17 protein-coding genes and 1 other RNA gene are annotated in these 25,013 nt (G+C 71.0%); 10 read left to right on the top strand and 8 right to left on the bottom strand.

Annotated elements, in window-relative coordinates; all coding sequences use genetic code 11:
- The first annotated feature begins 73 nt into the window (after positions 1–73).
- Complete coding sequence (locus AB0I23_RS06635) at positions 74–448, top strand: hypothetical protein (protein WP_359107432.1); 375 nt, start codon at positions 74–76, stop codon at positions 446–448.
- Between the two features lie 83 nt (positions 449–531).
- Here the strand turns inward: AB0I23_RS06635 and AB0I23_RS06630 are convergent, their stop codons facing one another.
- From AB0I23_RS06630 to AB0I23_RS06605, 6 genes are all read right to left on the bottom strand, one after another.
- Complete coding sequence (locus tag AB0I23_RS06630) at positions 532–2,733, bottom strand: bifunctional glycosyltransferase/CDP-glycerol:glycerophosphate glycerophosphotransferase (protein ID WP_359107430.1); 2,202 nt, start codon at positions 2,731–2,733, stop codon at positions 532–534.
- A 56-nt stretch (positions 2,734–2,789) separates the two neighbouring features.
- The gene (locus AB0I23_RS06625) at positions 2,790–5,126 is read right to left on the bottom strand and encodes a bifunctional glycosyltransferase/CDP-glycerol:glycerophosphate glycerophosphotransferase (RefSeq protein ID WP_359107428.1); all 2,337 of its coding nucleotides are present in this window, start codon (positions 5,124–5,126) and stop codon (positions 2,790–2,792) included.
- 181 nt (positions 5,127–5,307) lie between these two features.
- Positions 5,308–6,183 (bottom strand): carbohydrate ABC transporter permease, encoded by an 876-nt coding sequence (locus AB0I23_RS06620; protein ID WP_359107426.1) that lies wholly within the window; start codon positions 6,181–6,183, stop codon positions 5,308–5,310.
- A gap of 97 nt (positions 6,184–6,280) precedes the next feature.
- The gene (locus AB0I23_RS06615) at positions 6,281–7,666 is read right to left on the bottom strand and encodes a carbohydrate ABC transporter permease (protein WP_359107424.1); all 1,386 of its coding nucleotides are present in this window, start codon (positions 7,664–7,666) and stop codon (positions 6,281–6,283) included.
- Positions 7,667–7,670: 4 nt separating this feature from the next.
- The gene (locus AB0I23_RS06610; RefSeq protein ID WP_359107422.1) at positions 7,671–9,038 is read right to left on the bottom strand and encodes an ABC transporter substrate-binding protein; all 1,368 of its coding nucleotides are present in this window, start codon (positions 9,036–9,038) and stop codon (positions 7,671–7,673) included.
- Between the two features lie 294 nt (positions 9,039–9,332).
- Positions 9,333–13,082, bottom strand: coding sequence for an FHA domain-containing protein (locus AB0I23_RS06605; protein ID WP_359107420.1), 3,750 nt, complete (start codon positions 13,080–13,082; stop codon positions 9,333–9,335).
- Positions 13,083–13,558: 476 nt separating this feature from the next.
- Here AB0I23_RS06605 and AB0I23_RS06600 point away from each other — a divergent pair, with 476 nt between their 5' ends.
- The 4 genes from AB0I23_RS06600 to AB0I23_RS06585 all read left to right on the top strand — a co-directional run bounded on the left by AB0I23_RS06600 (position 13,559) and on the right by AB0I23_RS06585 (position 19,135).
- Positions 13,559–15,247, top strand: coding sequence for a serine/threonine-protein kinase (locus AB0I23_RS06600; RefSeq protein WP_359107418.1), 1,689 nt, complete (start codon positions 13,559–13,561; stop codon positions 15,245–15,247).
- 156 nt (positions 15,248–15,403) lie between these two features.
- Positions 15,404–16,642, top strand: a complete 1,239-nt coding sequence (locus AB0I23_RS06595) for a serine/threonine-protein kinase (protein WP_359107416.1) — start codon at positions 15,404–15,406, stop codon at positions 16,640–16,642.
- Between the two features lie 78 nt (positions 16,643–16,720).
- The gene (gene prfB / locus AB0I23_RS06590; protein WP_359107414.1) at positions 16,721–17,827 is read left to right on the top strand and encodes a peptide chain release factor 2; all 1,107 of its coding nucleotides are present in this window, start codon (positions 16,721–16,723) and stop codon (positions 17,825–17,827) included.
- Between the two features lie 402 nt (positions 17,828–18,229).
- Positions 18,230–19,135 (top strand): hypothetical protein, encoded by a 906-nt coding sequence (locus tag AB0I23_RS06585; RefSeq protein ID WP_359107412.1) that lies wholly within the window; start codon positions 18,230–18,232, stop codon positions 19,133–19,135.
- Between the two features lie 106 nt (positions 19,136–19,241).
- Here the strand turns inward: AB0I23_RS06585 and AB0I23_RS06580 are convergent, their stop codons facing one another.
- Positions 19,242–19,439, bottom strand: coding sequence for a hypothetical protein (locus AB0I23_RS06580; RefSeq protein WP_359107410.1), 198 nt, complete (start codon positions 19,437–19,439; stop codon positions 19,242–19,244).
- A gap of 269 nt (positions 19,440–19,708) precedes the next feature.
- On the opposite strand from AB0I23_RS06580, the gene ftsE reads away from it, so the two are divergent.
- From ftsE to ssrA, 5 genes are all read left to right on the top strand, one after another.
- Complete coding sequence (ftsE, locus tag AB0I23_RS06575; RefSeq protein WP_327337139.1) at positions 19,709–20,398, top strand: cell division ATP-binding protein FtsE; 690 nt, start codon at positions 19,709–19,711, stop codon at positions 20,396–20,398.
- Positions 20,399–20,448: 50 nt separating this feature from the next.
- Positions 20,449–21,366 (top strand): permease-like cell division protein FtsX, encoded by a 918-nt coding sequence (gene ftsX, locus AB0I23_RS06570; RefSeq protein WP_359107408.1) that lies wholly within the window; start codon positions 20,449–20,451, stop codon positions 21,364–21,366.
- Positions 21,367–21,434: 68 nt separating this feature from the next.
- Positions 21,435–22,640: a S41 family peptidase gene (locus AB0I23_RS06565; RefSeq protein WP_359107406.1), complete on the top strand. Its 1,206-nt coding sequence runs from the start codon at positions 21,435–21,437 to the stop codon at positions 22,638–22,640.
- Between the two features lie 18 nt (positions 22,641–22,658).
- The gene (gene smpB / locus AB0I23_RS06560; RefSeq protein WP_359107404.1) at positions 22,659–23,147 is read left to right on the top strand and encodes an SsrA-binding protein SmpB; all 489 of its coding nucleotides are present in this window, start codon (positions 22,659–22,661) and stop codon (positions 23,145–23,147) included.
- Positions 23,148–23,242: 95 nt separating this feature from the next.
- Positions 23,243–23,631: a transfer-messenger RNA gene (gene ssrA / locus AB0I23_RS06555) on the top strand.
- Positions 23,632–23,717: 86 nt separating this feature from the next.
- Here the strand turns inward: ssrA and AB0I23_RS06550 are convergent.
- A complete protein-coding gene (locus AB0I23_RS06550; protein ID WP_436846881.1) occupies positions 23,718–24,977 on the bottom strand; it encodes an MFS transporter in 1,260 nt (419 codons plus the stop codon).
- Positions 24,978–25,013 lie beyond the last annotated feature (36 nt).

Raw genomic sequence — 25,013 nt, 5'->3', positions numbered from 1 at the left:
TGCCGCCGCCTCCGTGCCCGCCCCCTCACGCGCTCCCGGGTCGCCGCCCGTCGCCGCAGTCAGGAGCAAGACCTTGACCCTGCCCAGTCTGACGCTGCTCCTGTTCGCCGTGTTCGCGTCGGCGGGCGGCCAGATCATGCTCAAGCACGGTATGAAGGGCGCCGCGGCGACGGCCGGGCGCGAGGGCGGGTCGCTCGCGATGCGCGCCGTGACCAGTCCGTGGGTCATCCTCGGGCTGGTCGTCTTCGCGGTCTCCGCACTCGCCTGGATGGCGACGCTGGCCAAGGTGCCGCTGAGTATCGCGTACCCGTTCAACGCGCTCGGCTACCTGCTGATCGTGATGGCCGGATCGACGGTGCTGCACGAGCGGACCTCGATGTGGACCTGGGGCGGCTCACTGCTCGTCGTCATCGGCCTCGCCACGGTCATGGCGGGCCAGCAACGCTGAGGCGCATCCGGGGGCCGGGTGCGCGCTCGATCTCCCCCGTAGCCTCCAGGGCATGGGAGGGACCCCCTCGCCGGGCGGGACGGTCAAATCCGTCCTGCGATGGAGGACGGACGCCCGCCGGCCGCCCCCGGCTCCCCCAGCAGCACCGCCCGGACCACCCGCTCCGCCGCGTGCCCGTCGTCGTACGGGCAGAACCGCGCCCGGAACGCAGCCCGCAGCGCCCCGTTCTCCGCGCTGTCCCACCTTCCGTCGAGGAAGATCCGGGCCAGCTCCTCCGTGCTGGTGGAGACCGCCCCGGGGGTGTCGCCCGGCGCGCCGGACAGCAGATCGAAGCAGACCCCGCGGACCGTGCGGTACGTCTCCCAGTCCGGCGCGTGCACCACGATCGGGCGGTCCAGCGCGGCGTAGTCGAACATCACCGACGAGTAGTCCGTCACCAGCGCGTCGGCCGCCAGGCACAGTTCCTCGATCCGCGGATGGTCGCAGACATCGAGGAGCGTCGGACGGTCCGGCAGCCCCGCACCGTCGTAGAAGTAGTGCGCGCGGACCATGATCACGGTGTCCGGGCCGAGCGCGTCGGTGAGCCGTTCCAGATCGATCCGGCTGATGAACGACGCCTCGTAGTCGCGGTGCGTCGGCGCGTACAGGACGGCGCGCTGCCCGGGCCGGATACCGAGCCCGGCCCGGATCTTCGCAATCTGTGCGCCCGTGGCCGTCGTCAGGACGTCATTGCGCGGGTAGCCGGTTTCCAGTGAGCGCGCTGTGCTCGGGTAGGCGCGGGCCCACACCTCCGTGGAGTGCGGGTTGGCGGAGACGCTCCAGTCCCACCGGTCGACCCGCTGGAGCAGCCGGTCGAAGTTCAGACCCTGCGCCGCCGCCGGATACTCCAGCTGATCCAGGCCCATGATCTTCAGCGGGGTGCCGTGGTGGGTCATGACATGGATCTGGCCGGGGCGCTTGACCAGGTGGTCGGGGAAGTTGACGTTGTTGAAGAAGTACGTGGCGCGGGCCAGCAGCGCCCAGTAGCGGCGGGTCCCTGGCACCACATGGTCGATGCCGGGCGGCACCGCGTCCAGGTGGTTCTTGGACACCACCCACACCCCGCGCACTCCGGGAGCCAGCTCCTGGGCCTTGAGGAAGATCGCCTCCGGATTGCAGCTGACGCCGCGGTTCCAGTACGCGGCGTAGACGGCGAGCCCGCGGTCGAGCGGGCGCCTGCGCTGCCACCAGTAGTAGCGCGCGGACAGCGTGCGCTTGGCCTGCGCGCGGAGTGCGGCGGGTGCGGAGCGCGTACCCCGGCGCAGGGCGAGCACGGTGTCGAGGGCGGCGAGCGCCGCGTACCGGCCGGCGCCGATCAGCCGCGGCCGCAGCCCCTTGGCGCCGCCGGGGAACCGGTGCCCCCCGGGCCGGTGGGCGCGGTGAAACGCGGCCACGGACCGTACGTACCGCCTGCGCCGGCGCCTCACCGACGAATATCCGGTGAGGAGCTCCTGGGCGGCCCGGTCGAAGAGCAGGGCGCGCAGCGGGTGCAGCACCGGCCGGTCCGTGAGGAACGTCATCAGCCCGGCGTACGCCTCCACGAGCTGGAGCGGCGTCGTGCCGTCCGTCGGCTCCGACTCGTCGGCGAGGTCCGGCAGATAGCGCTGCCGGCGGTGTTCGACACAGGCGAGCGGCAGAACGGCGACCGACGCGGCGGCGGCCAGTGTCTGGAGCGCGTACATCCGCTCGCCGTGCTGTCCCGGCCCGAAGGCCAGCTTCTCCGACTCGTGGAGGGTGCGGTGCACGGCCCGGTTCCAGGAGACCGGGGCGATGTCGAGGAGCCCGGGGTGCTCGGCGAGGGTGAGCGGGCCCGCGGGCAGTTCGCGCAGCAGGTCCAGCGACCGGGTCGGCTGGGGGCGGCCGCGGAACGGCCGCTTGTGGTGGCCGAACAGCAGCAGTTCCGGGTCGCCCGTGGCGTCGAGCCGGTCGGCGACGGCCTGCAGCGCGCCCGGCAGCAGGAGGAAGTTCCCCTCCAGGAAGAGGACGTAGTCGCCGAGCGCCCGCTCCGCCCCGGCATTGCGCCGGCCGGCGGCGCCCGCACCCTCGTCCGCCGGGAGGTGGATGGCCTGCACCCGGTCGTCCCGGTCGGCGAACTCGTCGAACAACAGCCCCGAACCGTCCGGCGCCCCGTCATCGACACCGATCACCTCGATGTCCGTGAACGACTGCGAGAGCACCGACTCCAGGCACTCGCGCAGATGTCCGCGGGCACGACGGACGGGGATGATGACACTCAGCCGGGGCATACACGCTCTTTCTCGGTCACTGGCACGGCGGGGCAAAGCAAGGGGGGAGACAGCGATCAGGTCCCGTTGACGGACTGCGCCCTGGCGAGGCCGCGCTCGGCGGGCGCCGCCTGCCGGTCCGCCGGAACGCCCCCGGAACCCGCAGCAGCAGGGACGGCCGACGAGCCCGGATCCGTCGCAGGCGCGGGTACGGCGACGGGCACCTGCCGCCAATCCGTCGGCGGGACCGTCCCGGTCACCTGCACGTCCGTGTGGCCCAGGAAGACCCGGCGCACCACCCGCTCCGCCGCGTGCCCGTCGTCGTACGGACAGAACCGCGCCCGGAACGCCGCCCGCTGCTGCGCGGAGCGGGAGCCGCGCCAGTGATCGGTGGCGAAGATGTCGAGCAGCTCGTCCTCGCTGTGCGCGATGGCGCCCGGCGGGCAGAAGTGCAGGTCGAGATAGGTGCCGCGGGCCGCCTCGTAGGCCTCCCGGTCACTGCTGTGGATGACGATGGGCCGGTCCAGATTGGCGTAGTCGAACATCAGCGACGAGTAGTCCGTGACCAGTGCGTCGGAGGCGAGCGCGACCTCCTCGACCGACGGATGGCCGCTGACGTCGATGATCCGCGGGTGCGGCTCGCGGACCAGCGGAGCCTCGTGCGAGTAGTGCGCGCGGGTCAGGATCACAAAGCCCGGGCCGAGCTCCCGGACCACCCGCTCGAGGTCGAGGTCGAGGTGCTGGGTGCGCCGGTAGTCGCGGTGTGTGGGGGCGTACAGCAGGGCGGTGGCGCCCTCGGGGACCCCGATCGACTCGCGCAGCCGCGCCACATCGGCGGCGGTGGCCCGCTGGAAGAGGTCGTTGCGCGGATAGCCGTACTCGAGTGTCGTGCAGCCGGCGGATCCCGACGGATACGCCTTCTCCCACACGAGGGTGGAGTGCCGGTTCGCGGAGAGCGAGAAGTCCCACTTGTCGACGTTGGCGAGCAGCCGCTCGAAGTCCATGGAGCGGGCGGCCGCGGGACGGTCCTGAAGGTCCAGGCCCATCGTCTTCAGCGGGGTGCCGTGATGGGTCTGGAGCAGCACCTGGCCGGGCCGTTTCACCAGCCGCCGGTCGAAGTTGACGTTGTTCACCAGGTACTTGGAGCGGGCGAGAGCCTGCCAGTAGCCGTACGTCCCCGGGGCGAGCGGACGGGTTCCGGTGGGGACGGTGTGCGCGTCCTCGGGGCGGCAGATCCAGGAGGTGTGCAGCCCGGGCACCAGTTCGCGGGCCTTCGCCTCGATCGCCGCCGGGTTGCAGGCGTAGCCGCGGTGCCAGTACGCCGCGAACACCGCCCGGTCCGCGCGGACCGGCAGCCGCAACTGGATCCGGTAGTACGCCTGGAGCGAGGCGGCCCGCACCACCCGGCGCACGGCCCCGGTGAACCGGCGCAGCCGTCCGCGCAGCAGCTTCGCGGACCACAGGGCACGGTACGTGCGGTGGGCACCGACCCGGATCAGTCCGTGGCGCAGCCGGGCGCGGCGCGGGGCGGGGGCGCCGGGGATGCGGTAGCGGGCGCAGTGGGCGCGGGCGCGGCGGAAGAACTCGGTGCGGCTGCCATGCGGCAGCCTGCCACGGGTGGTGAACAGCGTCGAGAAGTGGTCGAGCATCCGGCGGAAGATCACCGGCCGCCAGACGGCGAGTTCGGGTCGGGCGTCGATGAACGCGAAGACCCGGTCGTACTGGTCGAAGATGTCGAAGTGCTTGCGGCTGGTGGTGGAGAGGATGTTGCCCTGGCGCCGCTGCCGGTAGCCGACGCACACCTGGTCGAGGACCGCGATGGAACCGGCGGCCATCAGTGCCGGGTAGGTCCAGGGGGTGTCCTCGTAGTAGCCGGGCGGGAAGGTGAACCCCTCGGCCTCGACGAACGTGCGGCGGTACGCCTTGTTCCAGACGACCATCAGGACCTTCAGCAGTCCGGGCCGGTCGGCGAGCGTGAACGTGGCGGGTCCGGTCTCGGCGAGATGCTCGGCGAACGTGTTGCGTACGCTCTCGCCGGTCCAGTACGTCCGGGCGTAGTCGTAGACCAGGACGTCCGGTTCGCCGGTCTCCGCGATCCGGTCGGCGATGGTCCGCAGGGCGCCGGGGGTGAGGGTGTCGTCGCTGTCCAGGAAGATCAGGTAGTCGCCGGTGGCCTGTGCGATCCCGGCATTGCGGGCGAGGCCGAGACCCACGTTCTCCGGCAGGTGCAGGGCCCGCACCCGGCTGTCGCGGGCGGCGAACCCGTCGATGATCGCGCCGCAGGCATCGGGGGAGCAGTCGTCGACCGCGATGATCTCGAAGTCCTCGAAGGACTGGGTCAGCACCGAATGCAGGCTCTCGTCCAGATACGCCTGAACCTGGTACGCGGGCACGATGACACTGAACCGGGGCACAACACATCCATGGGTCGTTCGCTGGCGCGGGCGGGCGGTCCGCAAACGGCCGATGGAGTGCGAGGGTTACGCCGAACGTGGCATTCGCGCGAAGTGCCAGGTGGGGCGGGTCCCGTTCTGGGTGAGGGGACCCGCGCCACGTTGACGTACAGCTGAGGATTCCGGTCAGTGCGATGTGCGGTTACTTGACCGCGCCCGCCATCATGCCGGAGACGAACTGGCGCTGGAAGGCGAAGAACACCGCGAGCGGAATCACCATCGAGACGAAGGCGCCGGGTGCCAGGACATCGATGTTGTTGCCGAACTGCCGCACCTGCTGCTGCAACGCCACAGTGATCGGCGGGGAGTCGGAGTCCGCGAAGATCAGGGCGACCAGCATGTCGTTCCACACCCAGAGGAACTGGAAGATCCCCAGCGAGGCGATCGCCGGACCGCCCAGTGGCATCACGACCCGGGTGAAGAGCCGGATCTCGCCCGCCCCGTCGAGCCGCGCCGCCTCCAGGAGTTCACGCGGGATCTCCGCGAAGAAGTTCCGCAGCAGGAAGGTCGCGAACGGCAGCCCGAAGGCAGTGTGGAAGAGGATCACGCCCAAGGTCGTCTCGAAGATCCCGATCTCGCCGAAGAGCTTGGAGACCGGGACGAGGGCGACCTGCACGGGGACCACCAGCAACCCGACGACCAGCAGGAACCACCAGTCGCGGCCGGGGAAGTCCATCCAGGCGAAGGCGTACCCGGCCAGTGAACCGATCACCACGACCAGGACGGTCGCGGGCACGGTGATCAGGACCGTACTCAGCAGGGAGTGGGTGATGGTCGAATTGTCCAACAGACGGCTGTAGTTGTCGAAGGTGAGCTCGGACGGGGCGGTGAAGACCTTCCACCAGCCGGTTGCCGCGATGTCGTCGGCGCCGCGCAACGAGGAGAGCAGCAGCCCGATGGTCGGCATCAGCCAGAACAGGCCCACCAGGATGAGGAAGACCCGCATCACGCCGCCGCCGGTGCGGGCCGCTACCCGTGAGCCGAGGGACTGCGTCCCCTTCGTCGTAGGGGTGGTCATCGGCGCCCCTCCTTCCGTGTCCGGCGAATATTGCTGTGGATGCACGGGGGACAGCCCAGGGACCCCCGGCCGGAGGTGGTCGTCGTCGACGGAGTCGTCATCGGCGTCCTTCCCTCCGTGTCCGGCGAATATTGAAGATCATCACCGGGATCACCAGCAGCAGGAGGAGTACGGCGATGGCGCTGCCGATCCCGAGATCCGCGTCCGTGCCGAACGAGGACCGGTACAGCTGCAGCGCCAGGACGTTCGCGTCGTCCTGGGAGGATCCCGGCGCGATGATGAAGACGAGGTCGAAGATCTTCAGCACGTTGATCATCAGGGTGACCAGCACCACCGCCAGGACGGGCGCGAGCATCGGCACAGTGATCCGGCGGAACACCTGCCACTCGTTCGCCCCGTCCACCCGGGCCGCTTCGAGGAGTTCGCGCGGCAGACCCGCAAGTCCCGCCGCGATCAGCACCATGGCGAAGCCCGCCCACATCCAGATGTAACTCCCGATGATCCCGGGCGTCACCAGGGCCGGGCCGAGCCAGTCGACCCCGTTGTACGGCTCCCGGAAGTTCGATGCGGGAAGCCTGAGCAGGGCGCCGTCGGCGGAGGCGGGCAGGGCGAACGTACCGTCCGCGGCCGCGGTCGCCGAGGCGACCACCGTGCCGGCCTTGACCGCCTCGACCTTCAGCCCCTTGAGGCCGAGCTCCCTGGTGTCGATGACATTGGGCTTCCCGCCGCCGCCCTTGGTGAAGTCCAGCCACGCGGTGCCGGTGACCTTCCCGGACTCCGTCGGGGCCGCCTTCGCCGGCTTCGCGTCCGTCGGCATCTTCGCGGGCGCCACACCGACCAGTGGCAACTGCACCGGTACGCCGGCCCGGACCGGTGCCTTCGTGACGAACGACCCGCCGCCGCCCGCCTTCAGCGGATGGACCGGCAGCGGATGCGCCTTCGGATAGCCGGCCGACTCCGCGAACGTGTCGTGCACACCCACCCAGACGGCGTTGGCGACCCCCCGCTCGGGAGCCTGGTCGTACACCAGCCGGAAGATGATGCCGGCCGCCAGCATCGAGATCGCCATCGGCATGAAGACGATCAGCTTGAACGCGGTGCCCCAGCGGATCCGCTCGGTCAGCACGGCGAAGATCAGCCCCAGCGCGGTGGAGACCGTCGGCGCGAAGACGATCCAGATCGCGTTGTTCTTGACCGCTGTACGGATGGTGTCGTCCGTGAACAGCGCCTTGTAGTTGTCGAGACCGGCGAAGCCCGTACCCGCCTGGTCGAAGAACGACCGGTAGACGGAGTACACGATCGGATAGACCACGAGCGCGCCGAGCAGCACCAGCGCGGGCAGCAGGAAGAGCGTCGCGATGATCTTCCGGGTGCCGGTCACGCTCCGGCGCGGGCTTGTGGGACCAGGGCGCTCGGAGCGCTCAGGGGGACGCTTGCCGGCGGGGGGCACCGCGTCGGCGCCCCCCGCTGTCGCTGTCGTCATTCTGTCAGCTCTTGTACGCCTTGGCCGCGTCGGACTCCAGTTTCGCCTGGGTCCCCGCGATGTCCTTCGGGTTCTTCAGGAAGTCCTGGAGTGTCTTCCACTCGCCCTTCCCGGGCGTTCCGCCGAACGACTGCGGGGCCTGGTCGGACATGTCGAACCGGACGGCGTCACCGGCCGCGATCAGCGCCTTCGCCATGGTGCGCTGCACCTCGTTCGGATACGCGGCGGCGTCCAGCGACTTGTTCGGCGAGATGAACCCGCCCTGCTCGGCCCAGATCTTCGCGGCATCGGCCGAGGCCAGCCAGGTCAGCAGGGCCTGGGCGCCCTTGCTGTCCTTCAGCGCCACCGCCGCGTCGCCGCCCGTCACCACGGGCGACTCGGCACCGACCGCCGGGAACGGAAAGACCTTGGCGTCCGTACCGATCTTCGCCTTGGTCTGCGCGATGTTGACGCCGACGAAGTCGCCCTCGAAGACCATGGCGGCCTTCGGCTGGTCGCCGCCGGTGAAGGTCTGGGTGACCGAGACCGGGAACTCCGTCTGCAGGGCACCGTCGGCCCCGCCCGCGATCAGGGACGGTTTGCCGAAGAGCTCGGCGAGCGTGGTCAGCGCGTCCTTGACGGACGGGTCCGTCCACTTGATCTTGTGCTGCGCCAGCTGGTCGTACTTCTCCGGGCCCGCCTGGGAGAGATAGACGTTCTCGAACCAGTCGGTGAGCGTCCAGCCGTCCGCGCCGCCGACCGAGACAGGGGTGACACCCGAGGCGGAGACCGTCTCGGCCGTCGCCATGAAGTCCTTCCAGGTCTTCGGCTCACTCGCCCCCGCGTTCTCGAACACCTTGGCGTTGTACCAGATCAGGGACTTGTTGGCGGCCTTGAAGTACACGCCGTACTGGGTGCCGTCCACCGCGCCGAGGTCCTGCCAGACCTTCGCGTAGTTCTTCGCCAGCTGCGCCTTCGCGTCGGCGCCGACCGGCTTGGCCCACTTCTTCTCCACGGCCTGCTTGATCGCACCGACCTGCGGGATCATCGCGACGTCCGGCGGCTGGCCGCCCGCGATCTTCGTACCGAGGAAGTTGACGATCGGGTCCTGCGCCGGGACGAAGGTGACCGTGGCGCCCGTGCGCTTCTCGAACTCCTTGAGGACCTTGACGAAGTTGGCCTGCTCGGGCCCGGTCCAGACGGCCGCGACCGAGATCTTCTCGCCGTTCAGCTTGGGCAGTAAGACGGCCGAGGAGCTCGGCTCGTCACTGCCGGACCCTCCGCCCGCCTTTTTCTTTCCGCTGCCGCCGTCATCGCCGCAGCCGGTGAGGGCCAGTGCGCCGACGGCGGTGAACACCATCGCGGCCCTGCGAATCCGAAGCGTTGTGCGCATCGCTGCCCTGTCTCTCCTGTGCGCGTGGACGGACGGGTGGGACCGCCGGTCGGTCGGCGGTGCCGCTCGTCCATCAGGTCGTCGTGTGCGCACCAGTCCTACGCCGGGTGCACGGGCGCCGCAACACCGATATCGGCTCGAACTGGTTGATACCGATAGGCTCGTGACGTGAGGTCAGCCGTCTTCGAATCACCGGACGGGCTTGAGTGCGAAGCCCGTCGAGGGGGTCCCTCCCATGCCCTTGAGGTCATGGGGGGAGATCGAGGACGTCACGGCGACCGGGGCGAGGAAGCCTCAGGAGTGGTAGGGCGCGAGCGGAGCTATTCGCTCGGCGTTCACCGAACGGGCGGCCCGCTCCAGCGCGCTGGCCAGCAGCGCCAGGTCCGTCGGTCCGTTGCCCAGTTCCCGGACCGGGCGCCGGGTCGGCGGATCGCCCATCCGCTCCCACTCCAGCGGGACGACGGTGGGCCGCAGGGTCGCGGTACGCGGAATGCGGCCCGTGACCCGGCCGCCCTGGAACGGTGTCACCCGCCCGTCCGGATGCCCCAGCCGACCGCGGCCCGGTGCCGGATCCTCCGGCGAGGGCGAGACGACGGGTGCGTCGAGCACCGCGCGCAGCCGCGCCCCACGGGCCAGCTCCGTATCCTCCGTACGGTCGGCGCGGGCGGACGTCGCGACCAGATGCACGCCCAGCCGGCCACCGTCCCTGGCGACGGACTCCAGCGCCCGTACGACCGAACCGGCGGCGGGCCGTCCCGGGCTGCCGAGCGCGGGGGCGACCAGCGCGTCGAAGTCGTCGACCAGCACGACGAGCCGGGGCAGCGGCGACGGACCGGGATCCGCAGACCGCGCGGCGGCGGGCCGCAGCCGGAGTGTGCCGCTCATCGCCGGGTCCAGGTCGCCGCGCTGCTCGGCGGCGCTGGGGGCGCGTCGGCCGATCGTCTGCTGCGCCACGTCGTTCCGGGTGTGCCAGTCGTTGAAGTCGAGCTGCCCGAGCAGCTCGGCCCGCCGCTTCAGCTCGCCACCCAGGGCCTGGGCGAACTCGCGCATTCTGACCGGATCGGATGCGACCAAATGGGTGAACGCATGCGGGAGTTCCGCGCAGGGGTGCAGGCTCTCGCCGCGCTCACCACCGGCTCCGTCGACCAGCAGGATGCCGAGCCGGTCGGGCCGCGCGGCAGCGGCCAGTGAGGCGGCGACGGCCCGCAGCAACTCCGTACGTCCACTGCCGGCCGGGCCCTCGATGAGGAGGTGGGGACCTTCATCGGCCAGATCGACACTGACTGCACCCCGGAGCCCGGCCCCGAGAACGACGACGGGCCTCCCGGCGAACGCGACGGCGGGGGTGGGCGAGGTCGCGGCGTCGGGAGTGGGCATGTCGGTGGCCGTTGCACGCTCCGCGTCGGGAACGGCGCGGGAGCCGGCGAAGCCGCCGGACGCGCTGCCGTGACGCTGCGCACCGACGCGGGGTGCGGGCGCGGCGGGGTGAGGGGTGCGGCCTGAGCCGGACGAGTCGGTGTCCGTGTCCGGGGTGCGGCCTGAACCACGACCGTCGTTCCCCGGGTAGGGCGTGCGCCCGGAAGCCTGGCTGTCCGTGCCCGGGTAGGGGGTGCCCGCGGTGCGGCCCGAACCGGCCGTTGAACGGCCCTCGGCCCGACCGAACGCATGTCGTGACGTGCCTGCGTGCGTGTCGTTCGCCGTCCCGGGGTACGCGGTGCGGCCCGACGTGCGGGACGTCTCACCGTTCGGGTACGGCGTGCGCCCGGATCCGGCGGATTCACCTCCCGGATGCGGCGTACGGCCCGAGCCCGACGACTCGCCGCCGGGATATGCGAGGCGCCCCGATCCCGGTCCGTAGCCCTCATCGGCGCCCTGGGCGCCGGCACCCGCCGGGCCCGGGCCCGGCACCGTGCGCTGTGCCCCCACGCGAGGGCCCGCGCTGCCCGGGTAGGTCGTACGGCCCGAACCGCGGGCGTCCGCGGCTGCCGCCTCCGTATCGCCGGCGCCGCCGGAAACGGTCGCGCCGCCAACACCGCCCCAGTTCCCCGACCCGCGCACCGTCGCCCCCGGCTGGGTCTCGGAGGTCGAGGCCCAGCGGGCCATGAGGGAGGCCGGGGTGGCCCTGGCCAGCCCCAGTTCGTCCAGCAGACGGGCGGACCGGGGGAGGGCTGCCGCCGGCGGACGGCCGGGCGCTGTCGCCGGACCCTCCGTACGCAGGGGTGCCAGCGCCCGCCCGAACCGCTCCGCCCACGCCGCCGACACCGCGTCCACCGCGGCCACCGTGCCGTGGCCCGCAGCCTGTCCGCCCGCCGTGCGCAGCAGTCGCAGCGCCGTCGCCACGTCGCCGCTCAGCATCGCCACCGCCCCGCACTCACGGAACGCGATCGACGCATGGCAGGCTGCCTCGTAGGTCGCCGCGACAGGCGAGGTGGGCGACGCGGCCGGCGTCTCGGCCAGACAGATCAGATGGATCCCGGCCGCCGCGCCCGCGGCGGCCAGCCGTGCCGTGGTCTCGCGCAGGACCGCGGATCCGGGGTCGCCGTCGACGATCACCACGGTGTACGGCCCCTGGTACCGCCGGGCGGTCTCCGCGACCGTGTTCCGGTCGACGCTGGCCCAGCCGGTGCCGAGCGGCCCGTCGTCCAGCCGGCGCACCAGCTCCGTCGTACGCGCCGTCGCCTGCTCACGGTCGTATGCGAGCAGCAGCCGACAGTCCTGTCCGTGCATCGGCCGCAGGTGGGGCAGCCAGCCGAGCCACGCCCACTCGCGCCTGCGCTCGTCGGCGCCGCGGGCGCGGTCCGTGCTGATGAGCACGATCTCCAGGTCGGCCGGGGAGTGCAGCGCGGCGAGCTGCGCCACCGTCGCGCGGGCGAGCCCGGCCAGCCGCTCCCGCGGACCGGCGAGCCCCAGCGAACCGGCCTCCCGCAGTCCCACGGTCACCGGCACGGCGGGCAGCTCCGCCCGGTCCGTGGTGCCGAGTCGGACCACGAGCGCCTCGGGGTGCTCGGCGTCGCGCTCCCACAGCCGGGGTCCGGGCCCGAGCGCGGTCAGCAGCACGGCCGCCGGGTCGGGCCATGTCCCCGCCGAGGACGAGCGCGGCCACGTCACGGACGCGGGCGGGACCGGCAGGCCCGCCGCCCCCGCTTCGTCGGGCGCCGCCTCGTGCACCGGCTCGCCCTTGTTCCCCGCCAGCCTGCGCGCCCAGGCCCCTATCCCGCCGCGCCGGGGTGCCCCGTCGTCCGGGAACCGGCCGGACGCCCGCGGGGCCGTGCTCCGCACGCCCCCGTCGTCGGACCCGGCCGGCGCACCGTCCCCGTACGCGACGGGTGCGTCACCCGCGCCGTACGCATGACCGGAGGCGTACCCGACCGGTTCCTCCGAGCGGCTCCCGCCCGCCGCCCGTGCGACCCGCAGATGCCCCTCGCCGTCCGGCGCAGTCGCCAGCGACGGCGTGGGCGAGCCCGACGTCAGCCGGAGCGTCGATTCGCCGAGCCGCAGCAGGGCGCCCGGCTTCAGCCGGACCGGGCGGTCGCGGACCTCCGTACCGTCCAGCGAGGTGCCGTTCGTCGAGCCCAGGTCGGCGACCGAGACCGCGCCGTCCTCGGAGACCGTCACCGCGCAGTGCAGCCGGGACACATCGGGGTCGTCGAGCGGGACGTCCGCGTCGGCGGAGCGGCCGATCAGTATCTGGCCGCCGTGCAGCAGATGGACGCCGCCCGCATCGGGCCCCGCGACCACGTGCAACTGCGCCGGAACGGCGTCGTCCGCGGTCTCGTCCTCCCCGGGGACCTGGAGCGAGAGCACCGCCCCGTCGACCAGCGGCGGCTCACCGAGCGCGCATCGCTGCGCGTCGAGCCGGTCGCGCCCGGCGAACAGCACCACCGCTTTGCTGCCGAGCGAGCCGTCGGGCCCGGAGACGGCGGCGGCCAGATGGGAGGCCACGGTGGCGAGTGCCGTCCCCGCGGGAGCGGTGACGAGCACGTCACAGGCGCGCACCGGGGTCTGGCCGCTGCGCGGCGCGAGGACGGTCAGCCGGATCTGCATCGCCGTCAGCGGTCCCTTCTGCGCGGGGTGCCCGGCAGGGGAAACGCCCTGTGATTCCCCCCACCCGGCACGGACGCGTCGTCCGGTACAGGTCGTCACGTACCGCGAGGCTCCCGACCCCACAGTTCCGTGCTGGAGGCATCCTCGCACCTGTCACTGACAACACGCCCGGGGGCCACCTCGAAGTGATCTTGAAAGGTCGGCTGTGGACCCAAAAGTGCCCGCTTGGGGCGGTACCGGAGTCGCGCGCAGAAGCCGGCGACCATCGGAATCCGGCCATGGGAACGTGTGTGCGGCAACCATCTGTCCGATGTGGGCGTCTTCTTTCGGACACGATGGCTCACACCTCGTCCACGACCGGAATGTGACTGGCCGGTGACCCGTTCGAAGGCCGCGGGGCGGCATTAGAGTGGGCCGGAAACTCCCGGGCGGGCCCGGGAGACCGTAAGCACCACGATCAGCAGGGAGCGCATGACGTGCGGCCGGTAGGCAGCAAGTACCTGCTCGAAGAGCCGCTGGGACGCGGCGCGACGGGCACCGTCTGGCGCGCCCGCCAGCGGGAGACCGCGGGCTCCGAGGCGGCCGTCGCCGGCCAGCCCGGCGAGACCGTGGCGATCAAGGTCCTCAAGGAGGAGCTCGCCAACGACGCGGACGTGGTGATGCGGTTCCTGCGCGAGCGGTCCGTGCTGCTGCGACTCACTCACGAGAACATCGTGCGCACCCGTGACCTGGTCGTCGAGGGCGATCTCCTCGCGCTGGTGATGGATCTGGTCGACGGTCCCGACCTGCACCGCTACCTCCGCGAGAACGGCCCGCTCACCCCGGTCGCCGCCTCGCTCCTCACCGCCCAGATCGCGGACGCGCTCGCCGCCAGCCACGCCGACGGCGTCGTCCACCGCGACCTGAAGCCGGCCAATGTCCTGCTGTCCGAGCGCGACGGCCAGATGCATCCGATGCTGACCGATTTCGGCATCGCGCGGCTCGCCGATTCCCCGGGTCTGACCCGGACCCATGAGTTCGTCGGGACGCCCGCCTATGTGGCGCCGGAGTCCGCCGAGGGCCGCCCGCAGACCTCCGCCGTCGACATCTACGGCGCGGGCATCCTGCTGTATGAGCTGGTCACCGGGCGCCCGCCGTTCTCGGGCGGCACGGCCCTCGAGGTCCTGCACCGGCACCTCAGTGAGGAACCCCGCCGCCCCACCACCGTCCCGGCGCCGCTCTGGACGGTCATAGAGCGCTGCCTGAGCAAGGAGCCGGACCGACGGCCCAGCGCCGAGAACCTGGCCCGCGGACTGCGTACCGTCGCGGCCGGAATCGGTGTGCACGCCACCTCGGCGCAGATCGCGGCCGCCGACGGCGTGGGCGCCCTGCTCGCGCCCGACCCGGCGCCCGCAGCCGTTCCGGAGACCCCCGACGCGGCCGACCCGACGCAGGTGCTGCCGGGCAATGCGGGTGCGTACGACCCGAACGCGGCGACCAGCGTCATGCAGCACTCACCCGGCCAGGGGTACGGGCGGGGGCAGGGCGGGCACGCCGACCCGACCGCGGTCATGCCGCCCGTACCGCAGCGCCCCGACGGCCCCCCGCAGCCCGAGGGCCCGCACCCGTGGCAGTCCCAGCTGCAGGCGGCACGCGACCGCAACGAGCAGACGCAGGTCCAGTACCTCGACCCGAGCCAGGACCCTCTGCGCCGCCGCCCCCAGCGTCAGCAGCCGCAGCAGCAGGCTCCTCAGCACCGCCAGCAGTCGCCGCAGCACCAGCAGCAGTACCCGCAGCAGCAGCCGCAGCACCAGCAGTACCCGCAGCAGCAGTACCCCCAGCGCCGCCAGCAACCGCAACACCCCCAGCCGCAGCGGCAGCAGTACGCGCCTCCGCAGCAGCCGGCGCCTCAGCAGCCCGCCCCGCGCCAGCCCCGCGAGCCGAGGCAGCGCAGCGCCAACCCGATGAAGATCCCGGGTCTCGGCTGTCTCAAAGGCTGCCTGTTCACGATGGTGCTGCTCTTCGTCGCGGGCTGGCTGATCTGGGAACTGACGCCGCTACAGGACTGGATCGGGCAGGGCCAGAGCTACTGGCAGGCGATCGGCGACGCGATCTCGTCCGTCAGCAAGTGGGTCTCGGAACTGGGCGGGAGCAGCACCAACGGCGGCGGCAGCGGCACCAACTGACAGAGCGCGCACCACCAACTTCGTAGCTTTGTCGACTTCTGTGGGGCGATTTCGCCCGCAGAAGTGAAGGTTGGCGCCATCCAGGGCACGTAACACCCCGATCGCCGCGTAACTTTGTCGACCAGGGGTCCAACGCCAGCCGCTGAGGGAGCAGTCTTGGCACGGAATATCGGCAGCCGGTACACCGCCCATCAGATCCTGGGGCGCGGCAGCGCCGGCACGGTGTGGCTCGGCGAGGGTCCTGAGGGGCCCGTCGCCATCAAGCTGCTCCGCGAGGACCTCGCGTCCGACCAGGAGCTGGTCGGACGCTTCGTCCAGGAGCGCACCGCGCTGCTGGGGCTCGACCACCCGCACATCGTCGGCGTCCACGACCTCGTCGTGGACGGCAACGACCTGGCGCTGGTCATGAACCTGGTACGCGGTACGGATCTGCGCACCCGTCTCGACCGCGAGCGCCGCCTCGCCCCCGAGGCAGCGGTCGCGATCATCGCGGACGTCGCCGACGGCCTCGCGGCCGCGCACGCCGCCGGAGTGGTCCACCGCGACGTCAAGCCGGAGAACATCCTGCTCGACATGGAGGGCCCGCTCGGCCCCGGCGGCTCGCACCCCGCGCTGCTCACCGACTTCGGCGTCGCCAAGCTGATCGACACCCCGCGCCGCACCAAGGCCACGAAGATCATCGGTACGCCGGACTATCTGGCCCCCGAGATCGTCGAGGGCCTCCCGCCGCGCGCCGCCGTCGACATCTATGCCCTCGCGACGGTGCTGTACGAGCTCCTCGCGGGCTTCACACCCTTCGGCGGCGGCCACCCCGGCGCGGTGTTGCGCCGCCACGTCACGGAGACGGTGGTCCCGCTTCCCGGCATCCCCGAGGAGCTCTGGCAGCTCCTGGTGCAGTGCCTGGCCAAGGCCCCGGCCTCCCGGCTGCGTGCCTCCGAGCTCGCTGCGCGTCTGCGCGAGCAGCTCCCGCACCTGGCCGGCATCCCGCCCCTGGACGTCGACGAGCCGGGCGCCGAACCGGAACCGCAGCCCTACGACGAGCAGCAGTACACCCCCGCCCCCGACGAACCCCGCCGTCGTGGCGCGGTCCCGCTGGTCCCCGGCGCCTCCCCGGACTCCAACCGGGACACCCACACCAGCATGCGCGTCCCGGCCCCGGACGAGCTCTCCGGCGGCCCCCGGGGCACCGCCCGGGCCCCCCGCGCCCCGGGCCAGCCCCGTCCGGGCTCGGCGCGGAACAGGTCGGCGGCCATTCGCAAGCGCCGCATCACGCTGGGCACGGTGGCGCTCGTGACGTGTGCGGCCCTGGGCGTGGGCGGCTGGCTGGCCTTCGGTGGCAACGACGCGGACGCGACCCCGCAGGACACGAAGAACTCGGTGCCGGTGGCTCCGTAACCGCGCTGCGACCGCACGGATCCCCGCGGAAAGGGCGGCCCGGGGATCGTCCGAGCCGACAGCCGTTACGCTGGACCCGTGGCAGTCGTCGATATTTCCGAAGAGCTGAAGTCCCTCTCCTCGACCATGGGGTCGATCGAGGCCGTCCTGGACCTCGAAGCGCTGAGGGCGGACATCGCCGCGCTCGAGGAGCAGGCGGCGGCGCCGTCCCTCTGGGACGACCCGGAGGCGGCGCAGAAGATCACCAGCAAGCTTTCGCACCTCCAGGCCGAGGTCCGCAAGACCGAGGCCCTCCGTGGCCGTATCGACGATCTTGAGGTTCTCTTCGAGCTCGCCGAGGACGAGGGTGACGCCGACACCCTCGCCGAGGCCGAGAGGGAACTGGAGTCCGTCAAGAAGGCGCTCGACGAGATGGAGGTCCGTACGCTCCTCTCCGGCGAGTACGACTCCCGTGAGGCGCTGGTCAACATCCGTGCCGAGGCCGGTGGCGTCGACGCCGCCGACTTCGCCGAGAAGCTCCAGCGCATGTACATCCGCTGGGCCGAGCGGCACGGGTACAAGACCGAGGTCTACGAGACGTCGTACGCGGAGGAGGCCGGCATCAAGTCGACCACCTTCGCCGTCCAGATCCCGTACGCCTACGGCACGCTCTCCGTCGAGCAGGGCACCCACCGGCTCGTCCGGATCTCGCCCTTCGACAACCAGGGCCGCCGCCAGACGTCCTTCGCGGGCGTCGAGGTGCTGCCGGTCGTCGAGCAGACCGACCACATCGAGATCGACGAGTCCGAGCTCCGCGTCGACGTGTACCGCTCCTCCGGCCCCGGTGGCCAGGGCGTCAACACGACCGACTCCGCGGTGCGCCTGACCCACCTGCCGACCGGCATCGTCGTCTCCTGCCAGAACGAGCGCTCGCAGATCCAGAACAAGGCATCCGCGATGAACGTCCTCCAGGCGAAGCTCCTCGAGCGCCGCCGCCAGGAGGAGCAGGCCAAGATGGACGCGCTCAAGGGCGACGGCGGCAACTCCTGGGGCAACCAGATGCGTTCATACGTCCTGCATCCGTACCAGATGGTCAAGGACCTGCGTACGGAGTTCGAGATCGGCAACCCGGAAGCGGTCTTCAACGGTGAGATCGACGGCTTCCTGGAAGCAGGCATCCGCTGGCGGAAGCAGCGCGAGAAGTAACCACCGAAGCGCACGAACGGCGGTGCCGGGCTCCTCAAGGGGTTCCGGCACCGCCGTTTTCGGTAGCCGGCCCTGCCGGGCCGGCGCACGGAATTCCGTCCCGGGAAGGGGAGTTGGGGCTGCGAGTTGCGTGGGCGCCATGGTGACTGCGTCACAGTCGTGATTCTGAATGACGGTCAACCGGCAGCAAAACGGTGCACATTGTACGGAACGGGCTTGACGTAGTTCTTATCTCTGGACAGGGTGCTACTGCAGCATGCGTATGTCTGGGACGGGTGTGAACGGGGAGGGCGGCTTGGCTACGGCACGACGTGGCCCCGGCCGAGTGCGCAACCCCAGCAGAGCCGTGAGCCCGCATATGGCTGCTCCACTGACGAGAACAGCTACTGGGGGTAGCAGCAGATGACCAAGAAGACGCGAGTACGCGTCGCGCGGATAGCCGCAGGTGCGGTAATCGCCGCAGGCGCCTCGCTCACCGCTGCCGGTGTGGCGTCGGCCGTCGGTATCGGTATCGGCGTGGACGCCGGTGACGCCTCCGTCACCGCCCAGGTCGCCATCGCCGACGAGGCCGGCGGGGAACCTGGTGGCGCCGACCCGGGCGGTACCACCAGCCAGGGCGGTACCACCAGCCAGGGCGGCGTCACCAGCCAGGGTGGTACCACCAGCCAGGGCGGCGTCACCAGCCAGGGTGGTACCACCAGCCAGGGTGGTACCACCAGCCAGGGTGGTACCACCAGCCAGGGTGGTACCACCAGCCAGGGCGGCGTCACCAGCCAGGGTGGTACCACCAGCCAGGGTGGTACCACCAGCCAGGGCGGCGTCACCAGCCAGGGTGGTACCACCAGCCAGGGCGGCGTCACCAGCCAGGGTGGTACCACCAGCCAGGGCGGCGTCACCAGCCAGGGCGGTACCACCAGCCAGGGCGGCGTCACCAGCCAGGGCGGTACCACCAGCCAGGGCGGCGCGGGCAACCAGGGCGGTGCCGGTGACCAGGGTGGTGCGGCCGACAATGGCGGTGGCAACGGCAACGGTGGCGGCACCGCCGACAAGGGCGGCAGCACCGGCTCGGTCACCGGTGGCGACACCGGCACCTGCACCGTCGACCTCGACGGCGCCCACTGCGCGGACAACACCGACACCGACTCGGTCGGCAACCAGCCGGTCGAGCAGGGCAAGGGCAAGGACGAGCTCGCCGAGACCGGTGCGGCCGAGACCACGTTCCTGCTGGTCGGCGCGGCGACGATGATCGCCGGTGGTATCGGCTTCCGGATCCTGCCGCGTCTGGTGAACGGTCGTACGGTCGCCTAAGGCCTGTGGCCGCCAGGTGGACCTACGTACGCGGAAGGGCCCGGGACATGACGTCCCGGGCCCTTCCGCATGCTCTCACTCCCGCCGCGCGGGTGACTACGGACAGCTACACGGTCTGGTGTGCCAGGAGCGCCAGCGCGCCCACCAGCACCACCATCAGGGCGACCAGCAACGCCGGGCTCAGCCCCGCGAACGGTCCCTGGCCCTGTTCCTGCAGCCGTGCGCGGCTGGCCCGGCATACGGGGCATCGGCCCTCGTTGACGGGCGCCGCGCAGTTTGCGCACACCAGTCGGTCATAGGTCATGCGCTTTCCTCCTCCCGCGCGGCGGAGCCGCATACGCCTTCTCTCCGCACAACGCTGCTGGAAACGCATCCGTTCCCCCTCCACTGTGCCAGGTCGCGCGGAATTCGGCGCGGCCCGCCGGAGAACGCCCGGTCCGTTCCGGCTCCGGTTGCGCCCCCGCCCGGTTCCGTTCCGCCATAAATCGCCCATCAAGGGACGCGCGCCTGCACGGCTGAGCCCGGGTCGCGTATGGTCACGCACACCTACTCCCGGCCGACCGTGGTGCATCCGTGATCCGATTCGACAACGTCTCCAAGACCTACCCGAGGCAGAGCCGTCCCGCTCTACGGGATGTGTCCCTCGATATCGAGAAGGGCGAGTTCGTCTTCCTGGTGGGCTCCTCCGGCTCCGGCAAGTCCACCTTCATGCGACTCATCCTCCGTGAGGAGCGCGCCAGTCAGGGCATGGTCCACGTCCTCGGCAAGGACCTCGCGCGCATGTCCAACTGGAAGGTGCCGCACATGCGCCGCCAGCTGGGCACCGTCTTCCAGGATTTCCGCCTGCTCCCCAACAAGACCGTTGCGGAGAACGTGGCGTTCGCCCAGGAAGTCATCGGCAAGCCGCGCGGCGAGATCCGCAAGGCGGTTCCGCAGGTCCTCGACCTCGTCGGGCTCGGCGGCAAGGAGGACCGGATGCCCGGTGAGCTCTCCGGTGGTGAGCAGCAGCGCGTGGCGATCGCGCGGGCGTTCGTGAACCGTCCCATGCTGCTCATCGCGGACGAGCCGACCGGCAACCTCGACCCGCAGACCTCCGTGGGCATCATGAAGCTCCTGGACCGGATCAACCGGACCGGGACCACCGTCATCATGGCGACCCACGACCAGAACATCGTCGACCAGATGCGCAAGCGCGTCATCGAGCTGGAGCAGGGCCGTCTTGTACGCGACCAGGCCCGCGGCGTCTACGGCTATCAGCACTGAGCGGTACCGGCCGTGCCGAACCGCTGAGCATCGAGTACTGAAAGGACGCCATGCGCGCCCAGTTCGTCCTGTCGGAGATCGGCGTCGGCCTCCGTCGCAACCTCACGATGACCTTCGCCGTCGTCGTCTCCGTCGCCCTCTCGCTCGCCCTGTTCGGCGGCGCGCTGCTGATGCGCGAACAGGTCAGCACGATGAAGGACTACTGGTACGACAAGGTCAACGTCTCGATCTTCCTCTGCAACAAGAGCGACGCGGAGTCGGTGCCGAAGTGTGCCAAGGGCGCCGTCACCCGTGAGCAGAGGGAGGCGATCGAGACCGACCTCCGGAAGATGAAGGCCGTCGAGAAGGTCACCCACGAGTCGGCCGCCGAGGCGTTCGACCACTACCAGGAGCAGTTCGGCGACTCGCCGATGGCCGGCAACATCACGTCGGACCAGATGCAGGAGTCGTTCCGGGTCAAGCTTCACGACCCGAAGAAGTACAAGGTCGTCGCCACCGCCTTCGCCGGACGTGACGGGGTGCAGTCCGTCCAGGACCAGAGAGGGATCCTGGACAACCTCTTCGGTCTGATGAACGGCATGAATGTGGCCGCGCTCTTCGTGATGGCGTTGATGCTGGTCATTGCGCTGATGCTGATCGTGAACACCGTCCGGGTCTCGGCGTTCAGCCGGCGCCGCGAGACGGGCATCATGCGGCTCGTCGGTGCTTCCGGCTTCTACATCCAGATGCCGTTCATCATGGAGGCCGCGTTCGCCGGTCTCATCGGGGGCGTGCTCGCCTGCGTCATGCTGCTGGCCGGGCGGTACTTCCTGATCGACGGCGGTCTGGCCCTCCAGTCGAAGCTCAACCTGATCGACTTCATCGGCTGGGACGCGGTCTTCACCAAGCTGCCGCTGGTCCTCGCGATCGGCCTGCTGATGCCCGCCGTCGCCGCGCTCTTCGCGCTCCGCAAGTACCTCAAGGTGTGACATGCGCCCCGTGGGGCGTGCGGCCAACCGGCCGTGCGCCCTCGGCGCGTTGTCCTAGACTCGTCGCCATGTCGGGCCCCACGCATCGTCTCCGGCCTCGCGGCTTCGGCCGCGGGGCGGCCCTGACATTGGTCTTCGCGAGCGTCCTCGCCACGGCGGCGGCCACCGGGTCGCTGCCGCAGGACGACGAGAGGACCGCGGCGATAAAGGCCCGTTCCGTCGCCTCCACCGTCGACCGCGACGAGATCGCCGCCGCCGCCGCCGAGGCGATGGCCGACGGCAAGTCGAGTACGGAGGCGGCCGAGGAAGCCGTCAGCCGCAGCGGGGACCGCTGGGGCGCGGTGTACGACGAGCGGGAGTACGAGGAGTTCGAGCAGGCCCTCGACGGCTCCTACACGGGCGTCGGCCTGGCCGCGAAGCGCTCCGCCGGCGGACTGGTCGCGGTGGCCCGGGTCCAGCCCGGCGGTCCCGCCGACCTGGCCGGCATCGAGCCCGGCGATCTGCTCCGTACCGTCGACGGCCGCCGGGTCGACCGGCGCCCCGTTTCCGAGGTGGTCGCCCTGCTGCGCGGGGACCGTACGAGCGCTGCCGTGGGCACCACCGTCGTGCTGGGGGTGCAGCGCGGCACCGGCCCGGCCAGGGCGCTGACGCTGACCCGGGCCCGGCTCACCGTCGAGGCCGTCACGGTCCGCACGCTCGGGGCGAAGCAGCTCGGACCGGACCGTTCCGCTTCCCCCGCAGCTGTACTGATCAAGGTCGACTCGTTCACCAAGGGCTCGGGCGCCAGGATCCGCGACGCGGTCCGGGACGCACCGGCGGGTGCCGGGGTGCTGCTCGATCTCCGGGGCAATTCCGGGGGGCTGGTCACCGAGGCGGTGGTCGCCGCCTCCGGATTCCTCGACGGCGGACTGGTCGCCACGTACGACGTGCACGGCGTGCAGCGGGCCCTCTACGCCACGCCGGGCGGTGACACGGACCGTCCGGTCGTCGTCCTCGTCGACGGCGGCACCATGAGTGCGGCCGAGCTGCTGACCGGAGCCCTCCAGGACCGGGGCCGTGCCGTCACGGTCGGCTCGCGCACCTTCGGCAAGGGGTCCGTGCAGATGCCCAGCAGGCTCCCGGGCGGCTCGGTGGCCGAGCTGACCGTCGGCCACTACCGCACGCCGGCGGGCCGCAGCGTCGACGGCCGCGGCATCACCCCGGACCTCGTGGTCTCCTCCCGGGCCCTCCGGCGGGCCGAGACAGTATTGAGTGGCCTCGGGGGTGGGTCGTAGTGCGAAAATGGTCGCACTATGGCTAAGGAAAAGGACACAGGGCGCAAGCTCATCGCGCAGAACAAGAAGGCGCGGCACGACTACCACATCCTCGACACCTACGAGTGCGGTCTCGTACTGATGGGCACCGAGGTCAAGTCGCTGCGGCTGGGCCGGGCCTCGCTGGTGGACGGCTTCGTCCAGATCGACGGGCACGAGGCGTGGCTGCACAACGTGCACGTCCCCGAGTACGTGCAGGGGACCTGGACCAACCACTCCGCCAAGCGCAAGCGCAAGCTGCTGATGCACCGGGCCGAGATCGACAAGCTGGAGTCGAAGTCGCAGGAGACGGGGCACACGATCGTGCCGCTCGCGCTGTACTTCAAGGACGGCCGGGTCAAGGTCGAGATCGCGCTCGCCAAGGGCAAGAAGGAGTTCGACAAGCGGCAGACGCTGCGCGAGAAGCAGGACCTGCGCGAGACGAACCGTGCGATCTCGGCGGCCCGGCGGCGGCAGCGGAGCGCCTGAGCGCGCTCCGGCAGGAATAGGCTGGCACCGTCGCACGTCGGTCACGTAGGATGGGACTGCACCGCACAGCGGGTGCGCCTTTGAAAAATCAACATGGGGATGATCGGTTTCGACAGCGGATGTCGAAGCAGGGGAAGCGAGCCGAGGAAGCGGCAATGATCTCGTAAACCATATGTCGCAACCAATAATCGCCAATTCCAAGAGCGATTCCCAGTCCTTCGCCCTCGCTGCCTAATAAGCAGTGAGTGAGGGACCCTTAATGGGTGTCAGCCCGGGAGTGTTCCCGACCCGGACCCTGGCATAATCTAGGGGACTAAACCACTGAGCCCGGTCACGGGGTTCGGTGGGAAATCAAACAGTGACTGAGCCCGTCGGAGACTTGTTCGCGAGATCTCCGGGGCCGAGAAAATCGCAGCGAACTGCGCTCGGAGAAGCCCTGATTCTGCACCGTTGGACGCGGGTTCGATTCCCGCCATCTCCACAATTCCCATGTGAACGAGGACCCCGTTGCCCACCGGCAGCGGGGTCCTCGTTCTGTGTGCGGGTGCGCGCCCTCGCGCCGTTACGGGGTCACGTGCCGTTGCCGCGCACGCGGATCCCGGCCGCCGCCACCGCGAGCGCCAGCACCGCCGCGCACCCCGGCACCACGTACGCCGTGACCGTCCCGGCGTTTTCCACCATCCAGCCGCCGGTCGCCGAACCGGCCGCGATACCGCCCAGCAGCGCGGTGACGGAGAGCGTCATGCCCTCGTTCAACTGACCCTCGGGGGTCAGCCGCTGCACCAGCGTCATCCCGGTGACCATCGTCGGCGCCGTCGCCGCGCCGGCCAGCAGCAGACTGCCGGCCAGCGCGAGGAGCGAATCGGTCGACGAGGCGGCGAGCAGCGGCAGGGACATCAGCGCCGTCATCCCCGCCAGGCACCACAGGAGCCGCTGCCGGATGTCCACGGCCGGGCGCAGCGACCCGTAGAGCAGTCCCGCCACGCACGAGCCGCCCGCCTGGAGCGCCAGGATCGCGCCTCCGGCGTGCGCGATCGTGACGACCTCCATGGCGCCGAAGACCGCGCCGGTGGCGAGGAAGGCGGCGAGCAGTGCGGGCATGCCCCTGGTGCGCAGCGGGGAGCCCGCCCGTGTGCCGGGCGCCACCGGGGGTTCGGTGGCGCGCTGAGCGGCGAAGATCAGCACGCCCGTCATCAGCAGCACCGCACCGATGAGTGTCCCGGCCTCCGGGAAGAGCGCCGCGCACAGGAACGCGGCGAGCGCGGGGCCGAGCATGAAGCACAGCTCGTCCGCGGCCTGTTCGAAGGAGTTCGCGGTGTGCAGGGCGGCCGGGTCGCCGCGGTGCAGATGGGCCCACCGGGCACGGGACATGCCACCGGTGTTGGGGGTGGTGGCGGTCGCGGCGTAGGCGGCGAAGAGCGTCCAGTCCGGGGCGTCGTAGTGCACACAGAGCAGCAGCGCGAGCGAGCCGAGCACGGCGATCGCGGTGGCGGGCACGGCGATCCGGGCCTGGCCGTACCGGTCGACGAGCCGGGCCGTCCACGGCGCGACCACGGCGGTCGAGGCGAGCCCGGTCGCGGTGACCGCCCCGGCCAGGGCGTACGAACCGCGCGACCCGGCGATCATGATGACCGCGCTGACGCTGAACATGCCCATCGGCAGCCGGGCGATCAGATTGCCCGCCGTGAAGGCGCGGGCGCCGGGGGTGGCCAGCAGTCGGCGGTACGGGTTGGTGGAGGTGCGGCGGACGGGAGCGCCGGTCCGTGGGGCGATCACCAGCATGTCTCCGGAGACGGCATGCAGGGGCGTGGTGGGAGTGTCGTACGGCATGGCTCAACCCTCGCGGTGGCCGGCCTGTGCGGTCCA

Source organism: Streptomyces atratus (assembly GCF_040655115.1).
Taxonomy (GTDB): Bacteria; Actinomycetota; Actinomycetes; order Streptomycetales; family Streptomycetaceae; genus Streptomyces; species Streptomyces atratus_D.
This window is presented reverse-complemented; position numbering and strand designations above follow the sequence as displayed.

What these genes read in the sequence shown, in the direction of transcription:
- AB0I23_RS06630 (WP_359107430.1), bottom strand. Translation starts at nt 2,733, where the DNA reads ATGCCCCGGCTGAGTGTCATCATCCCCGTCCGTCGTGCCCGCGGACAT.
- AB0I23_RS06620 (WP_359107426.1), bottom strand. Translation starts at nt 6,183, where the DNA reads ATGACCACCCCTACGACGAAGGGGACGCAGTCCCTCGGCTCACGGGTA.
- AB0I23_RS06615 (WP_359107424.1), bottom strand. Translation starts at nt 7,666, where the DNA reads ATGACGACAGCGACAGCGGGGGGCGCCGACGCGGTGCCCCCCGCCGGC.
- AB0I23_RS06610 (WP_359107422.1), bottom strand. Translation starts at nt 9,038, where the DNA reads ATGCGCACAACGCTTCGGATTCGCAGGGCCGCGATGGTGTTCACCGCC.
- AB0I23_RS06605 (WP_359107420.1), bottom strand. Translation starts at nt 13,082, where the DNA reads ATGCAGATCCGGCTGACCGTCCTCGCGCCGCGCAGCGGCCAGACCCCG.
- AB0I23_RS06585 (WP_359107412.1), top strand. Translation starts at nt 18,230, where the DNA reads ATGACCAAGAAGACGCGAGTACGCGTCGCGCGGATAGCCGCAGGTGCG.
- AB0I23_RS06580 (WP_359107410.1), bottom strand. Translation starts at nt 19,439, where the DNA reads ATGACCTATGACCGACTGGTGTGCGCAAACTGCGCGGCGCCCGTCAAC.
- ftsX (WP_359107408.1), top strand. Translation starts at nt 20,449, where the DNA reads ATGCGCGCCCAGTTCGTCCTGTCGGAGATCGGCGTCGGCCTCCGTCGC.
- AB0I23_RS06565 (WP_359107406.1), top strand. Translation starts at nt 21,435, where the DNA reads ATGTCGGGCCCCACGCATCGTCTCCGGCCTCGCGGCTTCGGCCGCGGG.
- smpB (WP_359107404.1), top strand. Translation starts at nt 22,659, where the DNA reads ATGGCTAAGGAAAAGGACACAGGGCGCAAGCTCATCGCGCAGAACAAG.
- AB0I23_RS06550 (WP_436846881.1), bottom strand. Translation starts at nt 24,977, where the DNA reads ATGCCGTACGACACTCCCACCACGCCCCTGCATGCCGTCTCCGGAGAC.